19 protein-coding genes are annotated in these 22,382 nt (G+C 38.4%); 3 read left to right on the forward strand and 16 right to left on the reverse strand.

Annotated features, from left to right (window positions below; genetic code table 11):
* Positions 1 to 38: 38 nt before the first annotated feature.
* Both ALPR1_RS12225 and ALPR1_RS12230 read right to left on the reverse strand, forming a co-directional pair.
* Positions 39 to 461, reverse strand: coding sequence for a hypothetical protein (locus ALPR1_RS12225; protein ID WP_040303598.1), 423 nt, complete (start codon positions 459 to 461; stop codon positions 39 to 41).
* 76 nt (positions 462 to 537) lie between these two features.
* The gene (locus ALPR1_RS12230) at positions 538 to 1,500 is read right to left on the reverse strand and encodes a zinc-dependent alcohol dehydrogenase family protein (protein WP_008201084.1); all 963 of its coding nucleotides are present in this window, start codon (positions 1,498 to 1,500) and stop codon (positions 538 to 540) included.
* Positions 1,501 to 1,629: 129 nt separating this feature from the next.
* Between ALPR1_RS12230 and ALPR1_RS12235 the strand changes: the two genes are divergently transcribed.
* Entirely contained in the window at positions 1,630 to 2,397 is a 768-nt protein-coding gene (locus tag ALPR1_RS12235) for an SDR family NAD(P)-dependent oxidoreductase (RefSeq protein ID WP_008201085.1), read from the forward strand.
* A gap of 12 nt (positions 2,398 to 2,409) precedes the next feature.
* Here ALPR1_RS12235 and trmB read toward each other — a convergent pair whose 3' ends face one another.
* The 9 genes from trmB to holA form a co-directional block, all read right to left on the reverse strand.
* Positions 2,410 to 3,072 (reverse strand): tRNA (guanosine(46)-N7)-methyltransferase TrmB, encoded by a 663-nt coding sequence (gene trmB, locus ALPR1_RS12240; protein WP_008201086.1) that lies wholly within the window; start codon positions 3,070 to 3,072, stop codon positions 2,410 to 2,412.
* Positions 3,073 to 4,359, reverse strand: coding sequence for a bifunctional folylpolyglutamate synthase/dihydrofolate synthase (locus ALPR1_RS12245; RefSeq protein ID WP_008201088.1), 1,287 nt, complete (start codon positions 4,357 to 4,359; stop codon positions 3,073 to 3,075).
* Positions 4,360 to 4,362: 3 nt separating this feature from the next.
* On the reverse strand, positions 4,363 to 5,319 hold the full coding sequence (locus ALPR1_RS12250; protein WP_008201090.1) for a hypothetical protein: 957 nt from the start codon (positions 5,317 to 5,319) through the stop codon (positions 4,363 to 4,365).
* A 1-nt stretch (position 5,320) separates the two neighbouring features.
* Positions 5,321 to 5,710: an ExbD/TolR family protein gene (locus ALPR1_RS12255; RefSeq protein ID WP_008201092.1), complete on the reverse strand. Its 390-nt coding sequence runs from the start codon at positions 5,708 to 5,710 to the stop codon at positions 5,321 to 5,323.
* A 1-nt stretch (position 5,711) separates the two neighbouring features.
* Positions 5,712 to 6,404 (reverse strand): MotA/TolQ/ExbB proton channel family protein, encoded by a 693-nt coding sequence (locus ALPR1_RS12260; protein WP_008201093.1) that lies wholly within the window; start codon positions 6,402 to 6,404, stop codon positions 5,712 to 5,714.
* A gap of 1 nt (position 6,405) precedes the next feature.
* Positions 6,406 to 7,269 (reverse strand): hypothetical protein, encoded by an 864-nt coding sequence (locus tag ALPR1_RS12265; protein ID WP_008201094.1) that lies wholly within the window; start codon positions 7,267 to 7,269, stop codon positions 6,406 to 6,408.
* A 68-nt stretch (positions 7,270 to 7,337) separates the two neighbouring features.
* On the reverse strand, positions 7,338 to 9,044 hold the full coding sequence (locus ALPR1_RS12270) for a TonB-dependent receptor (RefSeq protein ID WP_008201095.1): 1,707 nt from the start codon (positions 9,042 to 9,044) through the stop codon (positions 7,338 to 7,340).
* A gap of 3 nt (positions 9,045 to 9,047) precedes the next feature.
* On the reverse strand, positions 9,048 to 12,035 hold the full coding sequence (locus tag ALPR1_RS12275) for a tetratricopeptide repeat protein (protein WP_008201096.1): 2,988 nt from the start codon (positions 12,033 to 12,035) through the stop codon (positions 9,048 to 9,050).
* A 114-nt stretch (positions 12,036 to 12,149) separates the two neighbouring features.
* Positions 12,150 to 13,181, reverse strand: coding sequence for a DNA polymerase III subunit delta (gene holA, locus ALPR1_RS12280; protein ID WP_008201097.1), 1,032 nt, complete (start codon positions 13,179 to 13,181; stop codon positions 12,150 to 12,152).
* Positions 13,182 to 13,304: 123 nt separating this feature from the next.
* Between holA and ALPR1_RS12285 the strand changes: the two genes are divergently transcribed.
* Entirely contained in the window at positions 13,305 to 14,006 is a 702-nt protein-coding gene (locus tag ALPR1_RS12285; protein ID WP_040303599.1) for a tetratricopeptide repeat protein, read from the forward strand.
* Here the strand turns inward: ALPR1_RS12285 and ALPR1_RS12290 are convergent.
* Positions 14,001 to 14,843 (reverse strand): universal stress protein, encoded by an 843-nt coding sequence (locus ALPR1_RS12290; RefSeq protein ID WP_008201100.1) that lies wholly within the window; start codon positions 14,841 to 14,843, stop codon positions 14,001 to 14,003. The genes ALPR1_RS12285 and ALPR1_RS12290 overlap by 6 nt on opposite strands.
* Positions 14,844 to 14,854: 11 nt before the next feature.
* Positions 14,855 to 15,775 carry a 2-hydroxyacid dehydrogenase gene (locus ALPR1_RS12295; protein WP_008201102.1) on the reverse strand — a complete coding sequence of 307 codons (921 nt, stop codon included), beginning with the start codon at positions 15,773 to 15,775 and terminating at the stop codon, positions 14,855 to 14,857.
* Between the two features lie 192 nt (positions 15,776 to 15,967).
* On the opposite strand from ALPR1_RS12295, the gene ALPR1_RS12300 reads away from it, so the two are divergent.
* Positions 15,968 to 16,822: a DUF2911 domain-containing protein gene (locus tag ALPR1_RS12300; RefSeq protein ID WP_008201103.1), complete on the forward strand. Its 855-nt coding sequence runs from the start codon at positions 15,968 to 15,970 to the stop codon at positions 16,820 to 16,822.
* A 45-nt stretch (positions 16,823 to 16,867) separates the two neighbouring features.
* Here the strand turns inward: ALPR1_RS12300 and ALPR1_RS12305 are convergent, their stop codons facing one another.
* The 3 genes from ALPR1_RS12305 to ALPR1_RS12315 form a co-directional block, all read right to left on the reverse strand.
* Complete coding sequence (locus ALPR1_RS12305; protein WP_008201104.1) at positions 16,868 to 18,571, reverse strand: sodium:solute symporter; 1,704 nt, start codon at positions 18,569 to 18,571, stop codon at positions 16,868 to 16,870.
* A gap of 103 nt (positions 18,572 to 18,674) precedes the next feature.
* Positions 18,675 to 21,137, reverse strand: coding sequence for a PIG-L family deacetylase (locus ALPR1_RS12310; RefSeq protein ID WP_008201105.1), 2,463 nt, complete (start codon positions 21,135 to 21,137; stop codon positions 18,675 to 18,677).
* 77 nt (positions 21,138 to 21,214) lie between these two features.
* Positions 21,215 to 22,348: an acyloxyacyl hydrolase gene (locus ALPR1_RS12315; protein WP_008201106.1), complete on the reverse strand. Its 1,134-nt coding sequence runs from the start codon at positions 22,346 to 22,348 to the stop codon at positions 21,215 to 21,217.
* Between the last annotated feature and the right edge of the window lie 34 nt (positions 22,349 to 22,382).

Here is a 22,382-nt window from a genome sequence, read left to right on the forward strand (position 1 = left end):
GGGCTTATATTTTATATTCAATATACCTGAATATTAGATTATCTACTTCTCCATAAAATTTTCAAAGGATTACCATTGATAATCATCAAAAACCTTGCAGGATTAGGGACTAAAACTAGCCTTACATCCTGTCTATCAAACTGATCTGATTCAATAGGCACTCCTTCTCTTCCAACTACTTCATAGCTTACAATACCTCTTGCATCTGGTTGCAGAGGCTTGTATTTATTGGCCAAATAGGCTGTTGGAAGTAATATATCTGTATCTGATTTTAATACTGAATAAATTTTCTCCAATTCAGGTTCTAAAGTGTCTTCATAATCCGCATTGAAATCATCCTCCAAATCATGAAGTTCTTCTTCTAAATCATCATAACTGGCATCGCTATAATCCATTTCTGCCAATTGATTTCTTTTTTCTACAATCTCGGTGAGCTCTAAATCCAGCTTATCCCAATTCATTCCTTCTTGATTTTTTTGTTTTGAAAACACAAAGATGGGCATTCCCTTTTTTTAAGCAGAACATATTCGAAAGAAATTAACTAATAAGTAGAATTTTTCCGTTCCTTCCCCCTTTTTCATAGGCCTTAATAGCCTCTTGAAACTTTTCTAAGGGGAATTTTTCAGCTACATCTACTTGAGACCTTTTGTCCATTAAAAATTTGAACACTGTCTGAAAAGCCTGGAATCTATCTTTTGGGTCGATCTCTGTCATCAATTTTGTCAACCAAAACCCTTCAACTCTGAGCGAATTGAAAATCATCAAACCACTGTTAAGAGGTATGTTCTCAAGGCTTAAACTACCAAATACCATCATCAGTCCATTTTTCCGTAAAGAGGCTAATGCTTTTGCTCCCATGATTCCTCCTACGGCATCAAAAACTACATGCACTCCCCCATCGGTTTTTTCGGGAACTACTTTTTGAAGTTTTTCCTTTTCAGTATTCACTACCAAATCGGCTCCCAAATTTTGTAACAATTCTTTTTGAGCATCATGTCTCACCGTACACGCAACTTTAATTCCTTTTTCCTTAGCCATTTGAATAGCAAATTTCCCAAACGCAGAGGCTCCGGCAGTTATCAAGAGCCACTCTCCCGACTTCAAATCTGATTTCTCCAACATGAAATAGGCAGTCATTGGGTTCACCACCGCTTGACAAGCAACTTCATCAGGCATTTCGTCTGGAATTGGAATAAGTGTCTCTTCCTGCAAAGCCAATTTTTCCTTCCAAGTGCCTGGCGCAGAAAATAAAACCCGTGTTCCTGCTTTCAGCTTCTTTCCAGAGGACTCTAAAACCCCACAAGCTTCAAATCCAGCGCTACTTGGTAATTGAGGTTGAATACCATATAAACCCTGGATGAACATGATATCTGAAGGGTTAATGTTTCTTGCAGTTACTTTCACTAACACTTCATTTTCTTGTGCTACTGGATCCTTTATATCTTTTAGACTTAAAACCTCCAAAGGGTTACCAGTTTCTTCAAATATGACTGCTTTCATGTTGTAAGTTGGTTTTGTAGGAATTTAAAGTATTATTTTTTCATTAAAACTAAGGATATATACCCGAGCATTAGTTCTCAATTCTCTTTTTTTTATAAATTAAGGATAACTATTAAACCGCTATTAACTATGGATTTATCAACGCTTTTTTCGTTAGATGGAAAAGTCGCATTAATCACCGGAGCAAGCAGAGGAATTGGCCTCTCTATAGCTGAATTTTTTGCAGCTGCTGGTGCAAAAGTTGTATTGAGTAGCCGAAAACAAGAAGCTCTAGATAAAGAAGCTAATCGGCTAAACAGTAAAGGTTATGAGGCAACAGGTATTGCTTGTAACGTGGGAAACGTTGATGAGTTATCTGAGTTGGTCAAAAAAACCGTGGAGATCTACGGTCAATTGGATATTTTGGTAAATAACGCAGGGACAAACCCAGTTTTTGGTCCCATTCATGAAACGAGCTTAGAGGCTTTTGATAAAATTATGGATGTCAATGTCAAAGCAGCTTTTGCTTTATGCAATTTATGCTTTCCGCATTTGAGAAAATCTTCCTCTGGCTCTGTAATCAATATCAGTTCCATCGGTGGTATTTCTCCAGAACCTGGATTGGGAGTTTACAGCATCAGTAAAGCAGCGTTGATCTCTTTGACAAAGGTTTTTGCAAAGGAATGGGGGGATTCTAAGATCAGAGTGAATGCTATCTGCCCTGGACTGATCAAGACTAAATTTTCAGAGCCACTTTGGGACAATGATAAGATCATGGATTATATGCTCAAACAGCTGGCAATTAAACGTGTGGGGACTTCCGAAGAAATTGCTTCCCTTGCTCTTTTCCTAGCCTCTCCGGCCTCTTCTTACAGCACAGGTGCGATTATGACGGCAGACGGAGGTTTCACCATTTAAGCTGATTTCTGCTTATCCTTTAAATTTGAATTTGAGGTACTTAATCTTTTCGCCTTTTTCAGAAAACATTTTCTCGTAGCGGGTTTGAATCCCAAAATGATCGTCTTTCCATTCCGATTGATAGAAATCATGCGTATGGCCTAGAAGGTCCACATCTTCTCTGCTTTGGAATAACTCTAAAGAGTAATCGAACAAGCCTGTATTATCTGTCTTGAAATGAACAGTTCCGCCATCTTTTAACATAGGCTTGTACATTTCCAAAAAGCGTGGAGACGTCAAACGGCGCTTTTCATCACCGTCTCGGGGAAATGGGTCTGGAAATGTAATCCAAAGTTCAGATATTTCACCTTTTTCAAAAAATCTCTCCAGAAGTTCGATTTGAGTCCTCAAAAAGGAAACGTTTTGTATACCTTCAGCAGTAGCTGTAGAGCTCCCCTTCCAGATCCTGCTGCCTTTGATATCAACCCCAATAAAATTTTGGTTAGGATAAACTCTTGCAAGTCCTACAGTAAATTCTCCTCTTCCACAGGCTAATTCAACAACAATTGGATTGTCATTTTGAAATTGCAGCTTATTCCAGTTGCCTTTAATCTTTTCGAAAATTTCTTTTCCTTCTTGGACTACATTTGGGTTGGCTTCATTCTCTTTGAAGCGAACAAGTTTTTTTCTGCTCATTTATAACTCATCGATTTCCGCGACCACAAAAGTACTCCCTCCGATAAAAATCAAGTCATTTTTACCTGCATTTTTTCGAGCAAATGTCAGTGCTTCATTCACCTCTGGCACAATTTGTCCTTTTAGTTCATAATCAAGCGCCTTTTTAGCTAATTCTGAAGCAGGTAAGGCTCTAGGTATTTTAGCTTCACAAAAAACAAAATGAGCCTCTTTAGGTAATTTTGAAAGTACTTCAGAAACGTCCTTGTCTTGGACCATACCTAAAACCATCCAAAGAGCATCATATTCATACTCTTTCAATTGATCTAAAATTTCTGTAAAACCGGCAATATTATGACCCGTATCACAGATGGTCATGGGTTGAGTTTCTAAGACCTGCCATCTCCCTTTCAGACCTGTTAAGCTAGCTACTTTTTCCAATCCTTCTTTCAAGGCTATTTCAGAAATTTCCCATCCACTTTTTTTCAGTTGATGAACTGTTTCCAATATTCCAGGAAGATTAAACCGCTGGTAATTCCCCAAAAGGCCAAAGTTCAAATGACTAATTTCCTCCTTATGGATCACCTCATAGGTCACTAGGCCTTCTGAAACCCCAGCTTTCTTTATTTGCCAGGATTCATCTGCAAACTTAATCGAAGCAGAAACAGATTGCGCTTTCTGTATAAAAACCGGTTTGGTTTCTACTTGAGTTTGTGAGATTACCACAGGAATCCTTTGTTTGATAATTCCTGCTTTTTCACCTGCAATTTCAGGAAGTGTGTTGCCTAGAAACTGCACATGATCAAACCCAATATTAGTAATAACTGATATTTCTGGAAGAATGACATTTGTACTGTCAAACTTCCCTCCCATACCAACTTCAATCACAGCCACATCAACAGACTCTTTTGCAAAATGCCAAAAGGCCATGGCAACCGTCATCTCGAAAAAGCTTGGTTTAAGATTTTCGATGAATGTCTTGTTTTCCTTTACAAACTGAACGACCTCATCTTCAGGAATTTCTATTCCATCAATTTTGATTCTTTCCGTAAAAGATTTGAGATGTGGTGAGGTATATAACCCAGTTTTGTAGCCTGCCTTTTGCAGAATAGCCGCCAAAGAGTGAGAAGTACTTCCCTTCCCATTGGTGCCTGCTACATGTATTGATTTGAATTTTTTTTCTGGATTTCTCAGGTGATCACATAAAGCAAGTGTATTGCTTAGATCCTTTTTGAAAGCCGGAGCTCCTTGCCTTTGAAACATGGGTAAGGCATTGAACAAGAAGTCCAGCGTCTCCTGATAAGTCATGGATTAGTCCACTTTAATAATAAAGGTGATTTTACCGGTAGAAAAATCAGCCACAGCCGCTCCTTGCTTCTTGAAAGAGATTTGGTTTACTACCTGACGGTAATAAGCTAAAACTTCATTGGATACATTATATTCCAACGGTACAGCCTGCACCACTCTTCCCGCATCATCTACTGTGATTTTAAAAACAATTCTACCATTTCGAGTTGAAACTCGGTCATTGATGTTAGGTCTATTGCCAAATTCCCAGCCTGCTAAATCTAAGCTTACCCCATTTCCTGGATTCACTCCTTTGCCAGTTCCGGTTCCCATCAAAGCTCTTCCATCCACTGTACCTTTTGGATCCCCTTCATCGCCTTTTTCATCAGATTTTCCTTGGGCTCCACCAGAGGTAGGTGTCTTGCCTTTTCCGGCAGTACCACCAGCTCCAAAAATAGCTCTTTGATCCACCTTAGGTTTCTCAGGAGCTTTTTGTGTGGTTTCTTCAGCTTCTTCTTTCGCGGGCGTTGTTACCGCTTTTGTCGGTTCAGATTTTGTAGGCTCAGGTTTTTTAGAAGGTTCTGATGCTTTTTCCTGTCCTTTCAATGGAGAAGGTTTTGTAGTTACAGCTTTAACCTCGGAAGGGCTTGATTGCGCTTTAGGTTTCGCTACCTGTGTTTTTGGACTTGGTGCAGGTGTTGATGGTTTTGTTACAGCTTCAGAGATTTCACCTGGAGCAGCAGCTTCTGTCACAGGAGTTTTCACCTCTGAGGGTGGGTTTGGACTATTTTTCTCCCCCGATCCTGTTGGTGAAAAACCTAGATTTAATTCTAAACCAAAGGAAGGCAAAGGAGGTACGGGTTGTTTCCAAACCACTATAAAGTACAGGGCAACCAAAAGCAGGACATTGAATACAAACGTAATGATCCCTGCCCTCTTTTTGCTTTGTGCTTCTTCTCTATCTGCGTCCCAATATTCCATGTTAAAACGGTTTTGTAGCGATGGAAACATTGGCTTCCAAACCTGCTGCAATGCCTCCTATTTCGACTAAATATTCTACAGGAACTTCCTTATCAATATGCAAAACAACTTGACCTTTCTTATCCTTTAATAAGCTGGTCAATTCACTTTTTATATTTTCTCTCGGAACAATCTTATCGTTGACCGAGTATTTGTAGTCCTTAGTAATAGTAACGGAAACTTCCTGCATAACGATGTCTGAAGTTTCGCTAGAGGGTAAATTGACCGGTAAACCTGATGGGGTGATAAAGGATGATGTAAGCATAAAGAAGATCAATAACAGAAAGATAATATCTGTCATTGAAGACATGCTAAATGCCGGGTCAACCTTATTTTTTGCCTGTAATCCCATATTATTTATCCTGAAGTAAATCGATAAACTCTACTGTAGTATATTCCATGTTGTGTACCAATTTAGATACCTTCGAAACCAGGTAGTTATATCCTAAATAAGCCACAATACCTACTACCAATCCTGCAGCAGTCGTAATCATCGCCTCATAAATACCTTCGGAAAGTAATTTAGGCGAAACCATTCCTTCTTCCTGTGCAATCGCAATAAAAGCCTGAATCATACCAGCTACAGTTCCTAAGAAACCGATCATGGGTGCAGCTCCAGATACCGTTGCCAAAAGGTTCAGGTTTTTTTCCAACTTATAGATTTCAATTTTCCCTACATTTTCGATAGAGACCTCAATATTTTTCAAAGGACTTCCAATTCTCTCTATACCTTTTGCAATCATATTGGCCACAGGAGTATTCTCACTGGCACAAAGCATTTTTGCTTTTTCAATCTTTCCAGTCTGAACCAACATTCTTACCTGATCCATCATTGAAGAAGGAGTTTTAGCGGCCTTTTTCAAGGTCAACAATCGTTCGATAAAAATGAAAATAGCCAAAATGAAAAGCAGGTACAAGGGGATCATCATATATCCGCCTTTGATTAAAAGGTCTAATAAACCAATGCTTTCTTTGGTAGCGCCTTCAGCAAGGCTGTCTGCTGCTGCCAGAGAATCGGCAACAGAAAGGGTTTGAAGAAGAATCATATTAATATTTCAGAATCCATAATGCCTCAGTATACTGATCTTTGATTTGGTCCAGTTCCTCACTTGCTTTTCTAAAGCTTGTGAATTGTCCAATAGCCAAACGATGGTTTTTCACATCTTCGTATGGCAATATCAGATAAACTGAACTTGCTCGCTCGAGGTATTGTGCAGATTCAGAAATTGCCATTCTTTCATTTGGCAAACTTCCTACCACGATGAAATAACGTGGTCTCTCTGCTCTACCATCTACACGAATCAAAGACTCAGTACCAGTACGATCAATAGTTGTACCAGTTTGAGGTGTTTTAGTAGGTTCTTCTAAAGAAGAATTGGATTTTGGAATAGAATCTTGATTATCAGCAACTTGAATTTCTTCAGTTGGGGTATTTTCCACAGTCGGCGAGGCCGCTTCGATTACAGAATTTGAACTTTCTTGGGTTGAGTTAGAAGCTACCTTATCAGAAACAGTAGCTTGACTTCCCATCAGTTGCCAAACTATTACTGAAATCACCAAAACTGCCAATACAATGACCACTCCTACCCATGAATTACTTTTCTTAGGGTCGGGCTGTACTGTTTCTTTTTTTGGTATCTCTTTAGTTTCTGCAACTTCCTTCTCGGGTGCAGTTTGCTCAACAACATTTCCTGCTTCTACTTGTTCTGATTCAGAAGCTTTGACAGCAGGTGTCTCTGCTTTCTCTTCTACTACTATCGGAGCAATTTCTGGTGTCTCGTCTTTTGTATCAGGCACCACATCAACCTTCTCCTCTTTAAGCTGAGGATCAATAGGTTTCACTTCCACATAGGGAAGTCCAAAATCTTTAGGATCTGGCCAGGACTTATTTTCAGAAGGATCTGTCGACATAGTGAAATTTGGGAGCTACGAAACTAAAATAAATGATGCTAAACCCCAACAACAAATGGGAAACATTCTTAGAATTTCATAGATACTCCGCCAATTAGCTGAATTCCTCTAACTGGATAGTTTAACCAACGGGTATTTTTCCCATTTAACACATTGTTTCCTACTGCGAAAACAGAAAAGCGATTACTAATCTGATAATCCGCTTTCAGCTGCAAGTCGGCAATGGTTTTCAGTTTTACCACCTCGTAGTTATCAAAGGTTCCACCCGTATTTATTTCTGCTCTTCTGGCTTTCAATCCACCCATGAAATTTAGATTTGCCTGAACCAATAAACCTTCAAAAGGAGTGAATTGATTGTTGGCTCTAAATTCCCATGTTGGTTTATGCCAAGCTTCTTCCTGCATATTCAGATCATACTGATATAGATCTAAACGAGTACCTAGCGTGTAGAAATCTGAAAACTTAAACCCTAACTCACCATTGATGTTAAAAACAGTGCTTTTATCATCATAAACCAAGGTGAATCTTGAAGAGTCAGATGCGCTCGGGTAGATGTAATAGTTATTGACGAAAAAGCTGAGATTATTATATCTGCTGACATTGATTGCAGCCCGATATTGGAATACCTCTTGAAACTGACCTTCTATCCCACCTTCCACTTTATAGTTTTGAATGGTATTTAAAAGCTGTTCACTCGGGCCTAAGAAGGGATTTTCGTTCACAAAACTGTAATAGGTATTTCGCTGTACATCTCCAGAAAACTCACCAAAGAACCCAAACTCCTCAGCAAACTGATAAGAAGCCTTTAGATTAGGAAAAATCCTGAAATCACTTGATTTATCCTGAATAGAATCATTTTCTGATACCAGATTTAATCCAGCAGAAAGACGTAAACCTTCCAACGTATAGGTTAATTCTGGCCTGATGGCAAAATAATTTCTGGTTTTGGAATAATTGAAATCTTCTGGATTAGTCGTATAGTAAGAAATTCCTACTTGCCCCTTCCAGTCTTCATTGGGTCTAAATATTCCGGTAGCAGCAAGGCCAATTTCATTCTCCTTGGCACTATAACTATCCTTGAAATTGCGGTAGCTTACTTGAGCCTCGTAAGAGAAGGGTCCTACTTTTTCAATATCTCGAACTCCAGCTTTGACAAATATGGAATTCAATACATTATCACTGGTTTCAAAATCTGGATTTTCAAAATTAACTGGGTCAATCCCATAAAATGAGTATTTATCCTGACTCCAATCTGCTCCACCAAATATTTCAAATAGGTCCGCAAAATAACTGATATCCCCACCAAAATTAGTATGAGACTCGGCAGACTGATTTCTTTGTACAGGCCCTTTACCAAAGCTCTGATGTCCAAATTTCAAGGAATAGTTCACTTCCTCAGCCTCTGTGGCCATAAATCTAGCCTCCAACAAAGGAGATTCGAAATTACCATAACCAAGCTTTACATATCCTGGAAATAAATCCAATTGAGGAGCCCTAAATGGTTTTTGAATTGGCGTAGTCTCGAGTTCCAAAGGAGCTAAGGTCAAAGGATATTTATTGACCATATAATTAAAATCAGTCAAGCCTTTGGGTTGAGGCAGAACAGGTAATTTTTCGTATACACGAGGTTGTTTGGGGACCGTTAAAACTCTGTCCTTTCGGATCACAAACTCCTGATCCGTCACCTCACCTTGTGATTGTGTTTGGGCCATGGCAAAACTTGAAGTCAAACCAATGACACTTCCCAAAAGTATAGATTTCGCTAGCTTTTTCATGGTTTAGTTAATGGTTTGAAGTTTCGTTTGTGCCATAGTTTTTATTTCTTCATTGGTAGATTTCTCTATGATTGACTCCAATGTCGCTTTAGCCTGAAAGTCTTCCTCAGTCTTGATATAATTATCGGCTAGAAGCAGGAACATTCTGCCATACCAATAATCAAAATCAGCAAAGGGTCCTGAGAAATCAAAAATGGTTTCATTAGACTGATTGATATCTCCTTTTTCCTGGAAAGAATAAGCCAACCAATACAATCCTTCGGCTCCCTGAATGGTTTTGTATTCATTCACCAAAGTCATTAATGTGATTTCAGCATCCGCCTTTTGATTAGTCTCTCTTTCAGACTTAGCCTTTGTCAAAAGTGCTTTAGGAGTAGACTCAGGGATGATCCCATCCAGTGTCAACAGTTGATCTGCATTTGAGATTGCCTCATTATACTTTCTGGTTTCAAAATTGGCGACCATCAATCCTTCCACTGCTTCAGCCTCTTCTATTTTACTTCTTGCGTTGGCAGCTGAAGTTTTTAAGTAAGGGATAGCTTGCTCAAAATTGCCCAGCTCCAATTCCATGATTCCAATCCTGTGCATGGCTCGTAGTCTCTGCGGTGAGGCAGGCTCTTGCTCTAATGCTTTAAATTGCTCCAAGGCTTTGGTTTTATCACCTAGCTGGAAATAGCTATCTCCCAAGAAATAGAGTGCGTCCAGCCTTTGAGCTGACTGAGGGTAATTCCTCAAATAGTTTTCCAATGCTTTACTTGCCTGAGTATAATTCTTATCAAAATACATACTCTTAGCCGACTCAAATTCAAGAGTTTGAACGCTAGAGCTGGAAGGATTAGAACCTTTATATCTAGCTAAATAATCACTAAACTCCCCAGACCTTCCCTGTAAAGCCAAGGTCTCCTGAAGACCTTTCAATGCAGTTTCAGAATTTTGAGCATTGGGATGCTTATCTAAAATGGTTTTATAGTCAGAAATTGTTTGCTCATAATTCTGCATGGAGAAATTCGCCACAGCCCTACTTTCCAAAGCATAAGGAACAAATGGGCTGTTTGGCTTACCGGTAATCAAATCAGAAAATGCTCGAGAGGCTTCAGAATAGTTTGTTTCCTCCATATTGATTTGGCCTTTTTGGAACAAAGCATCTTCATAGTACAAGCTATTAGGATATCTCGAAATCAAGGTATTTAATTGACCTAAAGCCTGCTGATTATTGTTTTGGAAATTCTGTACTACTGCCAAACGGTAATAAGCATAGTCAATACCTTTGTTTCCGTCATTAATTGCTTGTTGGAATGTCGCAGAAGCTTCCGAAAATCTTTTTTGCACATAATAACAATCCCCCAGTCGGAGCATTGCATCGTCATAATTCTCTTTGTTTTGTCGACTTCTTAATCGATCTGTATAGGTTTTAAACTCTTCCTCAGCTCGAGAATACTGCTGTGAGTTGAAGTAGGAATATCCTAAACCATACAAACTCTTGGTCAAATACGCAGAGGAAGTTGTCCTTCCCAAGGATATCGCTTGCTGGTATGATTTGATGGCTTCTGGAAGATTTCCATCTGCTGAATAGGACTCTCCTTTCCAAAAATGAGATTCCAAAACCATGGTTTTATCAATCGGATAAGCCAAAGATTTATCTAAGTAAGCAATGGCCCCATCGTATCGCTGGTCTCTGTAATAAACCATCGCCTGATAAAATGCTACCTTCTGATAAGCAGTCTGAATTCGTGCAGATTTATTGGTGATTCTGTCCATCTGCTCAATTGCTCTCAAATAATCATTTGTATTGACTAAAGCTTCAGAAAGCAAAGTCTCCATTTCAGCTTTATGGGAGCCGTTTGGATATTTCTCTAAATAATCATCCAATGCAGTAATTGCTAGCTGAAAACTTCCTTTTTGAAGGTTTACTTTAGCATAATTCACCAGAGCATCTTCCTGGATTTGTTTATTGAAATCAGATTTTGCGGCTGCAGCAAAGCTGGTTGAGGCAAATTGAAAATTTTCTTGCTTTAAATAAGCATGTCCTAAATAGTAGCTAGAAGCTTGCCCCAATTCATCTGTTGCAGAAGCTGAGTTTTTAAGATATTCTGCCGCTCTTGGATAATTTTCGATTTCGAATAACGAAATTCCAGCTTTGTAAATTTCTTCTCTGGAAAGTGTCCCTTTTCTAGAATTTATATAGGCTTCGTAATGTTCTGATGCCTTAGCATAGTCTGATTTAGCATAGTATGCCTCTGCCAAATACAAATGAATGACTTCTGGTCGATCTAGCTGCTGCCCTGTTCCAAACTTTGGTTCAGCATAGCTGATTAACTGATCATAACTTCCTGTTTGATAATAAAGAGCCGCCAATAAGTATGGGACTTTGCCGGAATAAAAAGGATCATTGGAAGCAGCATGAAGGTCCGAAATTGCTTTTTCATTGTCTCCATTTTCCAAAGCTATATATCCACTATAATAATATGCATCTGGGCTAACGGAAGTATTTAAAGTTTTGGCTTGATCAAAAAAAGGAGCTGCTTGACCGTAATTAGACATTTGAAAATGAGAAAATCCTTGCTTGAAATAAAGGTCTGCTCGATTATCATCCCCAAGTCCATTTGGATTCACTAAGGCATAGCTATCTATTGCTTCGTTGTAATTCCTTTTGTAAAAAAAATGATCCCCAAGGTACAATCCTGCCGAGGTTACCGAAGGATGATTTCCATTGTCATAAATATAGGATTTCATTAAACCAGGTCCGTCGGGACTTTCAACTTGCAGTGCCGACATTGCTCGGTGAAGTTCTGCAGATTTCTTTTGCTCATCCGTCAGATCTTCATTTAAAAGCCTGGTATTGTCGTAAAGAGCCCCTGAAAAGAGCTGCTTATCAAACAGTTCCAATTGATGGTCTAGCGGCTGCTGAGGACTGGTCTGATAAAGAGTGGATTGAGAAAAAGCATCCAGACTTAAGCCCAACCCAGCTAATAGCACCAGATAATATTTCATAGAGATAGTTGGTTTTAGCTGCCATAAAAATTCCTCAATACAATCTATCCAAACAATTTGTTCTGAAAATTGTATGCTGGTAATTCCTCAGGCAATTGGAAATTGACTACGTAATCAGTGCAATATTTTGTAAATAAGTTCTCGGAGAATTTCAGCATCTGTCATGCTTCCAGAATCAACGCCTTTATAACGAAGATCAGCCTCCTTGAGGTATTCAAACACATCAATTACCTTGCCCAATTTGTAGTTCCGAGCAGATTGCATGTACTCTTTTGCGACAAAAGGTGGCACTCCAATGAGAGAAGCAACCTGTGAATCGGATCCACCCCCTACTTCATGGATCATCGCTAGTTTGGTAAAATAGTTATACATCAAAGCAAAAAGTGGAATAACAGGGTGTGCTTTGGGGTTCTGAATGAAATAGTTAACAATTTTGTTTGATTTGATCGGATCTTTCATCCCTATTGCTTTCAGCAATTCAAAATTATTATAGTCTTTATTTATTCCAATGAACTTGGAAATATCTTTGACGGTAAATTTGGTAGGCTCTTTAAAGTTAATCAGCATTTTGCCCACCTCATTGGTCATCACCTCAAGGTTGTTGCCTATGGATTCTGCTAAAAATTGAGCGGCCCGAGGTTCAATATCATGACCAATATCCTTAAAATATTGTAATACCCATTCGGTCAGTTTATAATCCTTGATTTTTTCCGAGGTAACGTAAATGGCATTTTTCTGGAGTTCCTTGGAAAGGGCTGAACGTCTATCAAACTTTTTATATTTATGGGCGAGCACCAAAATAGTACTGGGGAGTGGGTTTTGGGCATAGCCAATCAAAAGCTTTTGGGCTTCCTCTTTACCCAAATCAGTCAGACTTTGCGCTTCTTTTACAATCACCACCTGCCGATCCGCCATCATAGGAAACTTCCTGGCATTATTGATAATGGTCCCCATATCACTGTCCTTTCCATAAAGAACAACCTGATTAAAACCTCTTTCATGTTCCGCAATAGCGGTATTCTCAATGATTTCAGTTATCTGATCTATGTAAAAGGGTTCGTCTCCATCCAAAAAATATATTGGAGCAAACTTTTTCGCTTTCAGATCTTTGATAACAGATTGTGGAGAAGGATTTGATTGGGCCATAAAAGAAGTAAACTCTAAGCCTTAAAGATAACAGTGGGATTTGATTAGGTGCAAAAACATAAGAAAGATTATTTGGTAAACTATTCCTGCCTTACCTTTGTATTAATTGTTAAAAAAAGAGATATGACTTTCCAAAAAGGAATAGAACTATATAAAGCAGGAGAATTTGAATCAGCCTTAGAAGTTTTTAATCAGCTGATTTCCAATTCAGAGAAGACTCCTGAGCTTCATCTTTACCGAGGCAGGATTCTCTCCAGGTTAGGAAAAACAAGCGAAGCAATCCTTGATTTCGATTTAATAGTAGAGTTAGATCCCTACAATACAAATTATATTTCTGACCGTGCCGTTGTCCTTCATTTGCTAAATAGGAATGATGAGGCATTAGCGGAATTTGACCGAGCAGCGAATTTGGATCCCAAAAATCCTTATCGTTATAGCAGTAGAGCCTATTTTAAAGACCGTATTGGGGATTTAAATGGGTCCATAGAAGATTATGACAAAGCTATAGCGTTAGACCCGGAGGATGCTGTTTCTTTCAACAACAAAGGCTTGGTAGAGGAAAAATTAGGTTATAAAGAACGATCAAAAAAAAGTTTTGAAAAGGCAGATGATCTTGTAGGGTATAAACCACAAGATCAAAAAGAAGATCAGCCCAAGCCACCTTTAGAGAAGGTTGAGCCAATAGTCAATGATGAAGAAGACCTAGAGAAGGAACTTACTTTTGGTCATTTTTTACAAACCATCAAGGGCTTGGTTACGGATCCAAAAACACGAAAGGAATTTAAAGAATTTATAAAAAATCTCTTTGGCAGAAATAAATTATAATGATTTGATAACCCATAAAGGCTTACTGATAAAGTAAGCCATTTTTTTTGATAGATTTTTAGAAAATATCTGATCGAAAAAAGACTTCTTTTTGCTTAAAGTAACCAAGATATCTCCCTTGGACGTTTGTAAATAATTCTCCAAGCCCAAAGCCAAATCATCTCTATAGGATTTTAAGACATAACTCACTTTTTCATATTTGATAAAAGGTTTAATCTCTTTCACCATTTCCATATGTAGGGATTTATCAATGGCTTTATGCGTATTACTTACATGGACAATATCTATTTCAGCCTCAAAAAAGCTTGCAAAATCAATGATCTTTTGAATGGCAATTTTATCCTCTTCCAGGTAGTCGCTTGCATAAACGAGCTTTCTCGGGTTCTTAAAGTAAACCTTCCTAGGAACTACAAACACATCCCGACCGGATTCCTCTACAATTCTACTGGCTTTTGAACCTATTATATGTTCCCTCAAGTCATTGGTTCCTTCTGTTCCAACCACAATTAAATCCGCCCCAATACTTTCGGCCTCATTTAGGGTAGACTTTACAATTTTACCCTCTCGGTAAGCTATTTCGCAGCTTTTCAATCCTTTGGAGATACTTTCCTTTAATACGGCCTCTTGCAAGTTCTCAAGTTTTTCTTTGATAAACTCTTCTTGGTAATAACCTTCCGTGTCTAAAGGAGATAGCTTCTCATAATCGGTTTTATTCAGTACATGAAAAAGTAATAAGTCCGCTTGGTAATATTCACCCAATTTGGCTGCATACTCTATGGCATTCAAAGAACACTCTGAAAAATCCGTTGGACAAAGTATTTTAAAAGTCTTTGACATAAATAAAAATATTAATAACCTCTTTCTCGAATTACGAGATTTTTAAGCGGCTGGTTGGAACGAATCCTTTGAATATTTTCAATCACTTGAGGGGCAGCTGCTTGCGGATTAGTGACACTCGCAATATGCGGTGTTAATTGAATCCGATCCTCTTCCCAAAAGAAATGATCCTTAGGAAGAGGTTCCTTCCTATAGACATCAAGCAAAGCTCCCGATAAAAAGCCTTCATTAAGTGCCTTGATAACATCCTCTTCTACCAAATGTTTTCCTCTGGCCACATTGATTAGAAATGTCCCAGGGGTACATTTTGAAAACAATTCTATATCTAAAATATTTTCAGTGTCTGGTGTCAAGGGCAACAGACAAACTAAAACATTCACTGCTCCTAAAAAATCCTTTAACTTATCTTTCGAATAATAAGGATGAGGAAAATTACTCTTTTCTGAAAAACCAAAACCAGCAACGGGAAAGCCCATATAAGAAAGCTTATCTAATACATCTCCTCCTAATGCCCCTACTCCCATTACTCCAACTTTCACATCAATTTCGGGATTGCTCATATCCCAAACCTTCCGCTTTTGATCTTTTTGATATCGGGTAATTTGCCTATGAAAATTCAAAACTCCCATGATCACGTAATTGGTCATGGACCAAGTCAATTTCTCATCTACGATTCTAACTACAGGAATATCCTTTGGAACCGAATCATCTCTCAAAATATGATCTACACCAGCCCCCATAGAGCTAATTAATTTTAGGTTCGGAAAATTGGATAAAATCCCTGATGGATGATTCCAAAGCATCACTGCCTCCACTTCCTCTGGCGCTTCAATCTCAGGATAAACCTGAATTTTTAATGTAGAATCTAGATTTTTTAGAACCTCAATCCAAGGTTGAACGTTTTTCCCTGGACTTATTATTGCTAAACTCATATGAATGAAAAATCTTTAACCGTTAAAGGCTTTTGTTAAGTTACCTGATTTAATACGAATAACCTGCTTTATTCATTACAAAAATGCATTAATATGTTACAAAAAAGATTAAAAATGTCACAAAATGCAGAAATTACAGAAACATTCTCAGTAAAAATTTAATTTAAATAATAATAAACTCCTACCTCCCACATGAAAACTTTCAATTGTATTGTTATTGCTTTCGGTATATTATTTCTAAGCTCCCAACAGTTAGCAGCGCAGCAAATAGAAATGCCTCAAGCTTCTCCCGCTGCTAAAATCGCTCAGAAAATAGGCCTTACTGATGTTACTGTTTCCTATAGTAGACCCAGTAAAAAAGGGCGGAAAATTTTCGGTGAGCTAGTACCCTATGGTTCTATTTGGAGAACCGGAGCAAATGGGGCAACCATACTAGACTTTTCTACAGATGTGAACATCCATGGAAAACTTGTTCCAAAGGGACAATATGCCCTTTATTCTATTCCTGATAAAAATTCCTGGACCATCATTTTATCCAAAAACACCAAATTATGGGGAGCTATAGGATATAATCCTGAAGAAGATTTGGTCAGGTTTAATGTTGAACCAGGAAAGACAAAAAACGATTATGAAACTTTCGAAATCACCTTTAATAATTTATCCGACACCGGAGCTGATCTAACGATGAAATGGGATCATACCCAAGCAGCATTCCATATTTCTATGGATCCAGATCCTATCGTAATGGATAAAATCCAAAAATTTGTTTTAGACCAAGAAACCGAAGATCCAGGATTGCTTTATGAAGCTTCTAATTACTATTTAAGAACAGGCAGAGATTTAAATACTGCATATCAATGGATCCAGGAATCTGTTGACGGAGACCCTAAATACTGGGCTTATCATTTGAAAGCAAAAATAGAAGTAGCTCTTGGCAAAAATGCAGAGGCAATAGAATCAGCGAAAGAATCTATGGAACTAGCAGAGGAGGCTCAAAACCCAGATTATGTAGGTCTAAATGAACGCTTGATTAGATCATTGAAGTAATAAAAATCCCCTCAGAAAACACTTAAACTCTGAGGGGATATTTTTTTATTTTTTGACAAATAATTGGGTGATCGTGGCAAATACCATTACTGCTATACAGCCAATGGCATTGTACCAGAGAAATCCAATATCCCAAACAAACCCAAATAAGCCTTCTCCATTTCTGAAATGAATTAAGAGAATCCAAGCTTGCGAAGAAAGAGCTGCAATAAACACCGCTTTACCCTTCACCCATTTCATAAAAAAGCCTACAATGAAAATCCCTAAAATGGTTCCGTAAAAAAGTGAACCCAGCAGATTGACGGCTTGGATTAAATTTTCAAATAGTGAGGCATAGGTCGCAAATAATATGGCCCCAACGCCCCAAAAAGCAGTAAAGAACTTAGAGGATCTTAAATAATGCGTATCAGAGGCATTTTTCTTTATCGATCGCTTGTATAGATCCACTGTACTGGTTGAGCCAAGCGAATTTAACTCCGAGGCCGAGGAAGACATTGCTGCAGAGAAAATCACTGCAAATAATAACCCTATAATGCCGGTAGGAAGATTATCCATGACAAAGCGCATAAACACATAGTCAGTATCCCGTGTTTCTGCCACTGGGTCATTGGTTAAGATCAAATCTTTAACCTCTTCTCTAATTTGATTTTGCTCTGCTTTTAAAGATTTTAATTCCTGTTTGATTCTACTCTCGGCGGATTCATCTTTTTGTTTGATGGCATCAAGCATTTCTAGATAGGATGCTTTACTCTCCTCAAACTTCCCTTCATAGGCTTTTTCTAATTGTTCAAACTCACCTGCATATTCACTTTCTCTGAGTTTCTCAGTTTGTACCTTATTGAATACTACTGGTGGTTGATAAAATTGATAGAAAACGAAAACCATTACCCCGATAAACAGAATCACAAACTGCATAGGGATTTTCAAAAAACCATTCATGATCAGGCCCATCCTACTTTGAGTAAGTGTTTGTCCTGAAAGATAGCGCTGTACCTGACTTTGGTCAGTTCCGAAATAAGATAAAAACAAAAAGACTGCTGCTGTCATCCCTGACCAAACATTGTATCGATCAGCTAGGTCAAATTTGAAATTGACAATATCCAATTTCTCCATTTTGCCGGCCACATGTAAGGCTTCCTGAAATGATATGGGAAGCATTTGCACCACGATAATGCCGGCCAAAATCATTCCTCCCATCATCACAGCCATTTGCTGCTTTTGTGTAATAGAGACAGCCTCTGTACCCCCAGAAACGGTATAAGCAATCACCAAGGTCCCTATTAAAATATTGGTCCAGGTTAAATTCCAACCTAATAAAGTCGAGAGAATAATAGCAGGGGCATAAATAGTGATTCCAGCTGCTAGCCCACGTTGAATAATAAAAAGTAAAGCTGCTAAGGTTCTGGTTTTTAAATCAAATCTATTTTCCAGGTATTCATAAGCAGTATAAACTTTCAGCTTGTAATAAATTGGGACAAAACTGACAGAAATAATGATCATGGCGATAGGCAAACCAAAATAAAATTGCAGGAATTGCATTCCATCTTCATAAGCCTGGCCCGGTGTACTCAAAAAGGTAATTGCTGAAGCTTGAGTCGCCATGATAGACAGACCTATAGTCCACCAATTCATTGAGTTCTTACCACGCAAATACCCATCTAAACTATTTTGCTTATAGGTTTTATAAACCCCATAACCAGCAATAGTTCCTAATGTCCCAAAGAGAACAATCCAATCAATTGTACTCATGCGTAGGCGGTTTGAAGCCAATAAAACAAGGCTATGATCACTAATAGGCTAGCGATTAGCCCTAGATAAAGCTTTTTCCAAACAACTGGTTTTTCTTCCAAAATTATTGTTCAATTAGATTGATGAATAATTTGATTGCACCAGGAACTCCTGCTGGAAGTTCCCTGAAAAATGAAAGACCGGTATACACATAATGGCCCTCTCCATACTCAGCATAGATTAAATTGCCATTCATAAACTCCTCACCAGGGTCCTGAAACTGCAGCGGAGTTGAATATTCTTTTGAGATATCACTCACAAAGTATAAGCCTCGCTCCTGCACCCAATCATCAAAATCTGCTGCGACAAGCTGATTCGGAGTAGAAAGCGCAGGGTGATCCCAATCTGCTTTAAATGGGGAGTTTTCTACTGTTACCCTATCCCTGCTCAATTCAAATGGATAGGGCCCAATATTATCTGTCAACAATCCCGCAGTGGTATTGTACTGCACTACTAAGTTCCCTCCTGCCTTTACGTAATCCATTAATACCTGATTATTGGCCACCATGACCTCATTAGTATTGTATGCTCTAATGCCTACGATGATGGCTTTGAATTGATTTAAATAATCCAAAGAATAATCGTTAGATGAAATTTCTGTTACTTGGTATCCAAGCGAAGATAAAACTCCCGGAACATCGTCTCCAGCTCCAGGAATGTAACCTACTTTAGCTCCTGAAATTTGCCAATCTGCCTGGATTAAATTCACAGAAGCAGGACTGAAATAAGTCAAGTTCGGAATATGAGAATATAAAATACGGTTGGTGCTTTGGTCGTAAACATCTCCTGAATTGGTCAAATAATTTGCAACTACAGTTCTTTTTTCATTCGAATCCAAGCTAAACGCTACTTCAAATACTAGCTGGTTTTGGGCAGAATTTTCTTCGGTTGAAAGAATACGGTATTGTGATGGCTCAAGGTTTTCAAACTTTAATTCTCCTGCTATGATTTCCTTTGAAAAATTGACTGATACAGTCAAACTCTGATCCGCTCCGTCTACTAAAAACACGTTTTCTTTGGACAGGACTAAATCCACCTCAGGAACAACCGTGAATGGTTGATTTACCTCACCATCTATTCGGCTATTTACTTTATATGTTAACGGCAGTTCCCTGACCAATTGTTGTCCTTTGTAGTTTAACACCAGCGTTCCTGATAATTGTCTATCGTCAAATGCCTTTCCGATATCCAATTGATTTTTAACCTCATACATAGCGCCTGTAATGGATTCTTGTAACCAATATGGCTGTGAAAGTGGTACACCAGAAGGCAACACAAAACTTCTTTCCAGTAATTGTAATTGATTTCTTTGGATGGCTGTATTCAACTCCTCCTTTTTGCCTAATGCTGTAAATGAGACTACTTCTAAATCACCATTTGTTGGATTTGAAATCATGACATCAGTTGCAATTTCCTGTCCTGGATACCCCAACTCTTCTTGTAAGGTCCACTCAGTTTCTACACCCAGTGATTCTAAAATCAGATTGTCAATCAAATCTTGTTTCTCCTGTACCCAGACTTCATCTGAATTTAGTCCATCCAATTTTGATTTTATTTCCAAAAGCCCTTGAACATTTGATTCGGGTTTAACAAAATCAAAATTCGATATCAACTGGTCAATAGCATCTTCAATTTCTTCCCCTCCAGGAATTGTTTCCCATCGGTTTTGTACCCCATCAAAGGGCGAAGATTCTGCAGGTTCGCCTGCAACCAGTTGAATATGTTCAATGGCTTCACCAGGTCTGGCAGTACTTCCAAAGCCTTGGGATTTATGCATGGTTCGGCTATCCGCTGCTATTTTGCTATAACTTTCTCCAATTAATGGATTGTATTCTCCAGAATTAAACTCAAAATATTTTTGTCCCTTCTCTTTTTCAAAGTCTCCTCTGAAGTTATATGTATTCCAAAACACACGCTTCACTTTCCATGGTTTCACATATTTCAATTGCTCAGGAAATACGTTTGGGTCGTCAGCCACTTTGAGTGCTTCTTCAGCCATGATAGCTGAAGTCGTGTGCTGCCCGTGATTTCCCCCTCCTGGAATAGTATTGAACCGGGTAATAATAATATCCGGCTGAAAATTTCGAATCACCCAAACTACGTCAGAAAGAAGTTTTGTTTTATCCCAGTTTTGAAAGGTTTCGTCGGGAGTTTTGGTATACCCAAAATCGATCGCAGTAGAGAAATATTGTCTACCACCATCCGTTTTTCTGGCTTGTAGAAGTTCCTGAGTTCTGATTTGACCTAACTTTACACCCAACTCTTTCCCAATGAGGTTTTGTCCTCCATCTCCTCTGGTTAAGCTTAAATATGCCACCTGAAGGTTTTCACCATTTGCCAGGTAGGCAATTAACCTGGTATTTTCATCATCCGGATGTGCAGCCATATACAAAACTCTACGAGTTTCCTTGAGCTGCAGGAGTTGATGATAAATTTCAGAGGAGGGTTTTGATTGGCTAAAGCCAGTGTGCCAAATTGTAAAAAACAGAAAACTGGCAATAATTTTTGAAACTATTGATTTGGTCATAAATGGGGATAAATAATCATATACAAGCTAAAATATGCTTGTTGTAAAAAAAAACTTTTTATGATTAATGGGAGATCTTACCTCCTATTGGTGCGAATTCTTTTCACTTTTCCCTCAAAAGTATACCCAAAGGTAAATTCAAAAATATCAGCTACTGCTTTATGAGCTTTAATCTGGATTCCTGTAAAAACGTTATTATCAAATCTATATCTCACACCTACCCTCTCATAAAACCAAGTCCATTCGTCATTAAAGGATGATCTATTCAAATAAACGCCAAATCCGATAGGAACATAAACGTGTTCATTGATTTTCCACTCCCATGAACCAACCACAGCAAGTGAATTAGCATCAGAAAAGCTTAAATTCTGATCAGGCCATCTCTCCTGAATCCCTGCCCCATAATACCAGTCTAAGCCAATCCCAACTCTATATTTATAGGAAGCTTCCCATAAATAATTAATGCCTAATCCCCCACGGAAATATGTATTTCCACCGATATCGTAATTTTTCCCTCCCAGATAAACAGCCATATTCCAAAAACCTCTTTTTTCAAGATCAGGATAAGCTACTGGCTCCTTAGGAAGTGGATGAATTGTACCTAGTTTAGTTTTTACACCAATACCAAAGGGAACATAATTTATCCCTGAATTTGGTCTTTTAATGGAACCATTGGAATAATGTTTCAAACCCACTGTTCCTACTAAATCTACTCTTGGGCTTAATTCATAATTTGCTTTAAACCCCAGATGGATGTAGCTGTTAAGGTTGGTTCCAACAAACTGATTTATTGGATTGGTTTCTGGGTCATAGGGTTTGACATTAAATCCCAATCCAATTTGCCCAAAATAACTGAGGTAAAATTTTTGATAAATCCCTTTTCTAGTAAAAGGCATTTCTATAAACCCATAAACTCCCATTGGTCTCCCTAGATCCTCTGAGTGATGAAGCAAGGTGCTAAAACCAACTCCCATGCTCGGGTATCTATAGAGATAATTATAAAAAGTGTTTGAGACCTTCCTCCATTCAAATCTGACATCCAAGCCATTATAGCTTTCATTTTCTATAATTTGTTTGGCCCAGTCCTTTCCATTTCCAATCAATGGACCTGCTTCATAGGAAAGTACTAAGGATTTTTGAAACTTTTTTTGTCCAAAACCAGGAAGGATAAAAAAGGAAAAAACTATAACTAGGGCGGCAATATGTCGCATGAATCGCATGGCTTGCTCAGAAATGAGCTACAAA

Origin of the sequence: Algoriphagus machipongonensis, from assembly GCF_000166275.1 — a bacterium.
Taxonomy (GTDB): domain Bacteria; phylum Bacteroidota; class Bacteroidia; order Cytophagales; family Cyclobacteriaceae; genus Algoriphagus; species Algoriphagus machipongonensis.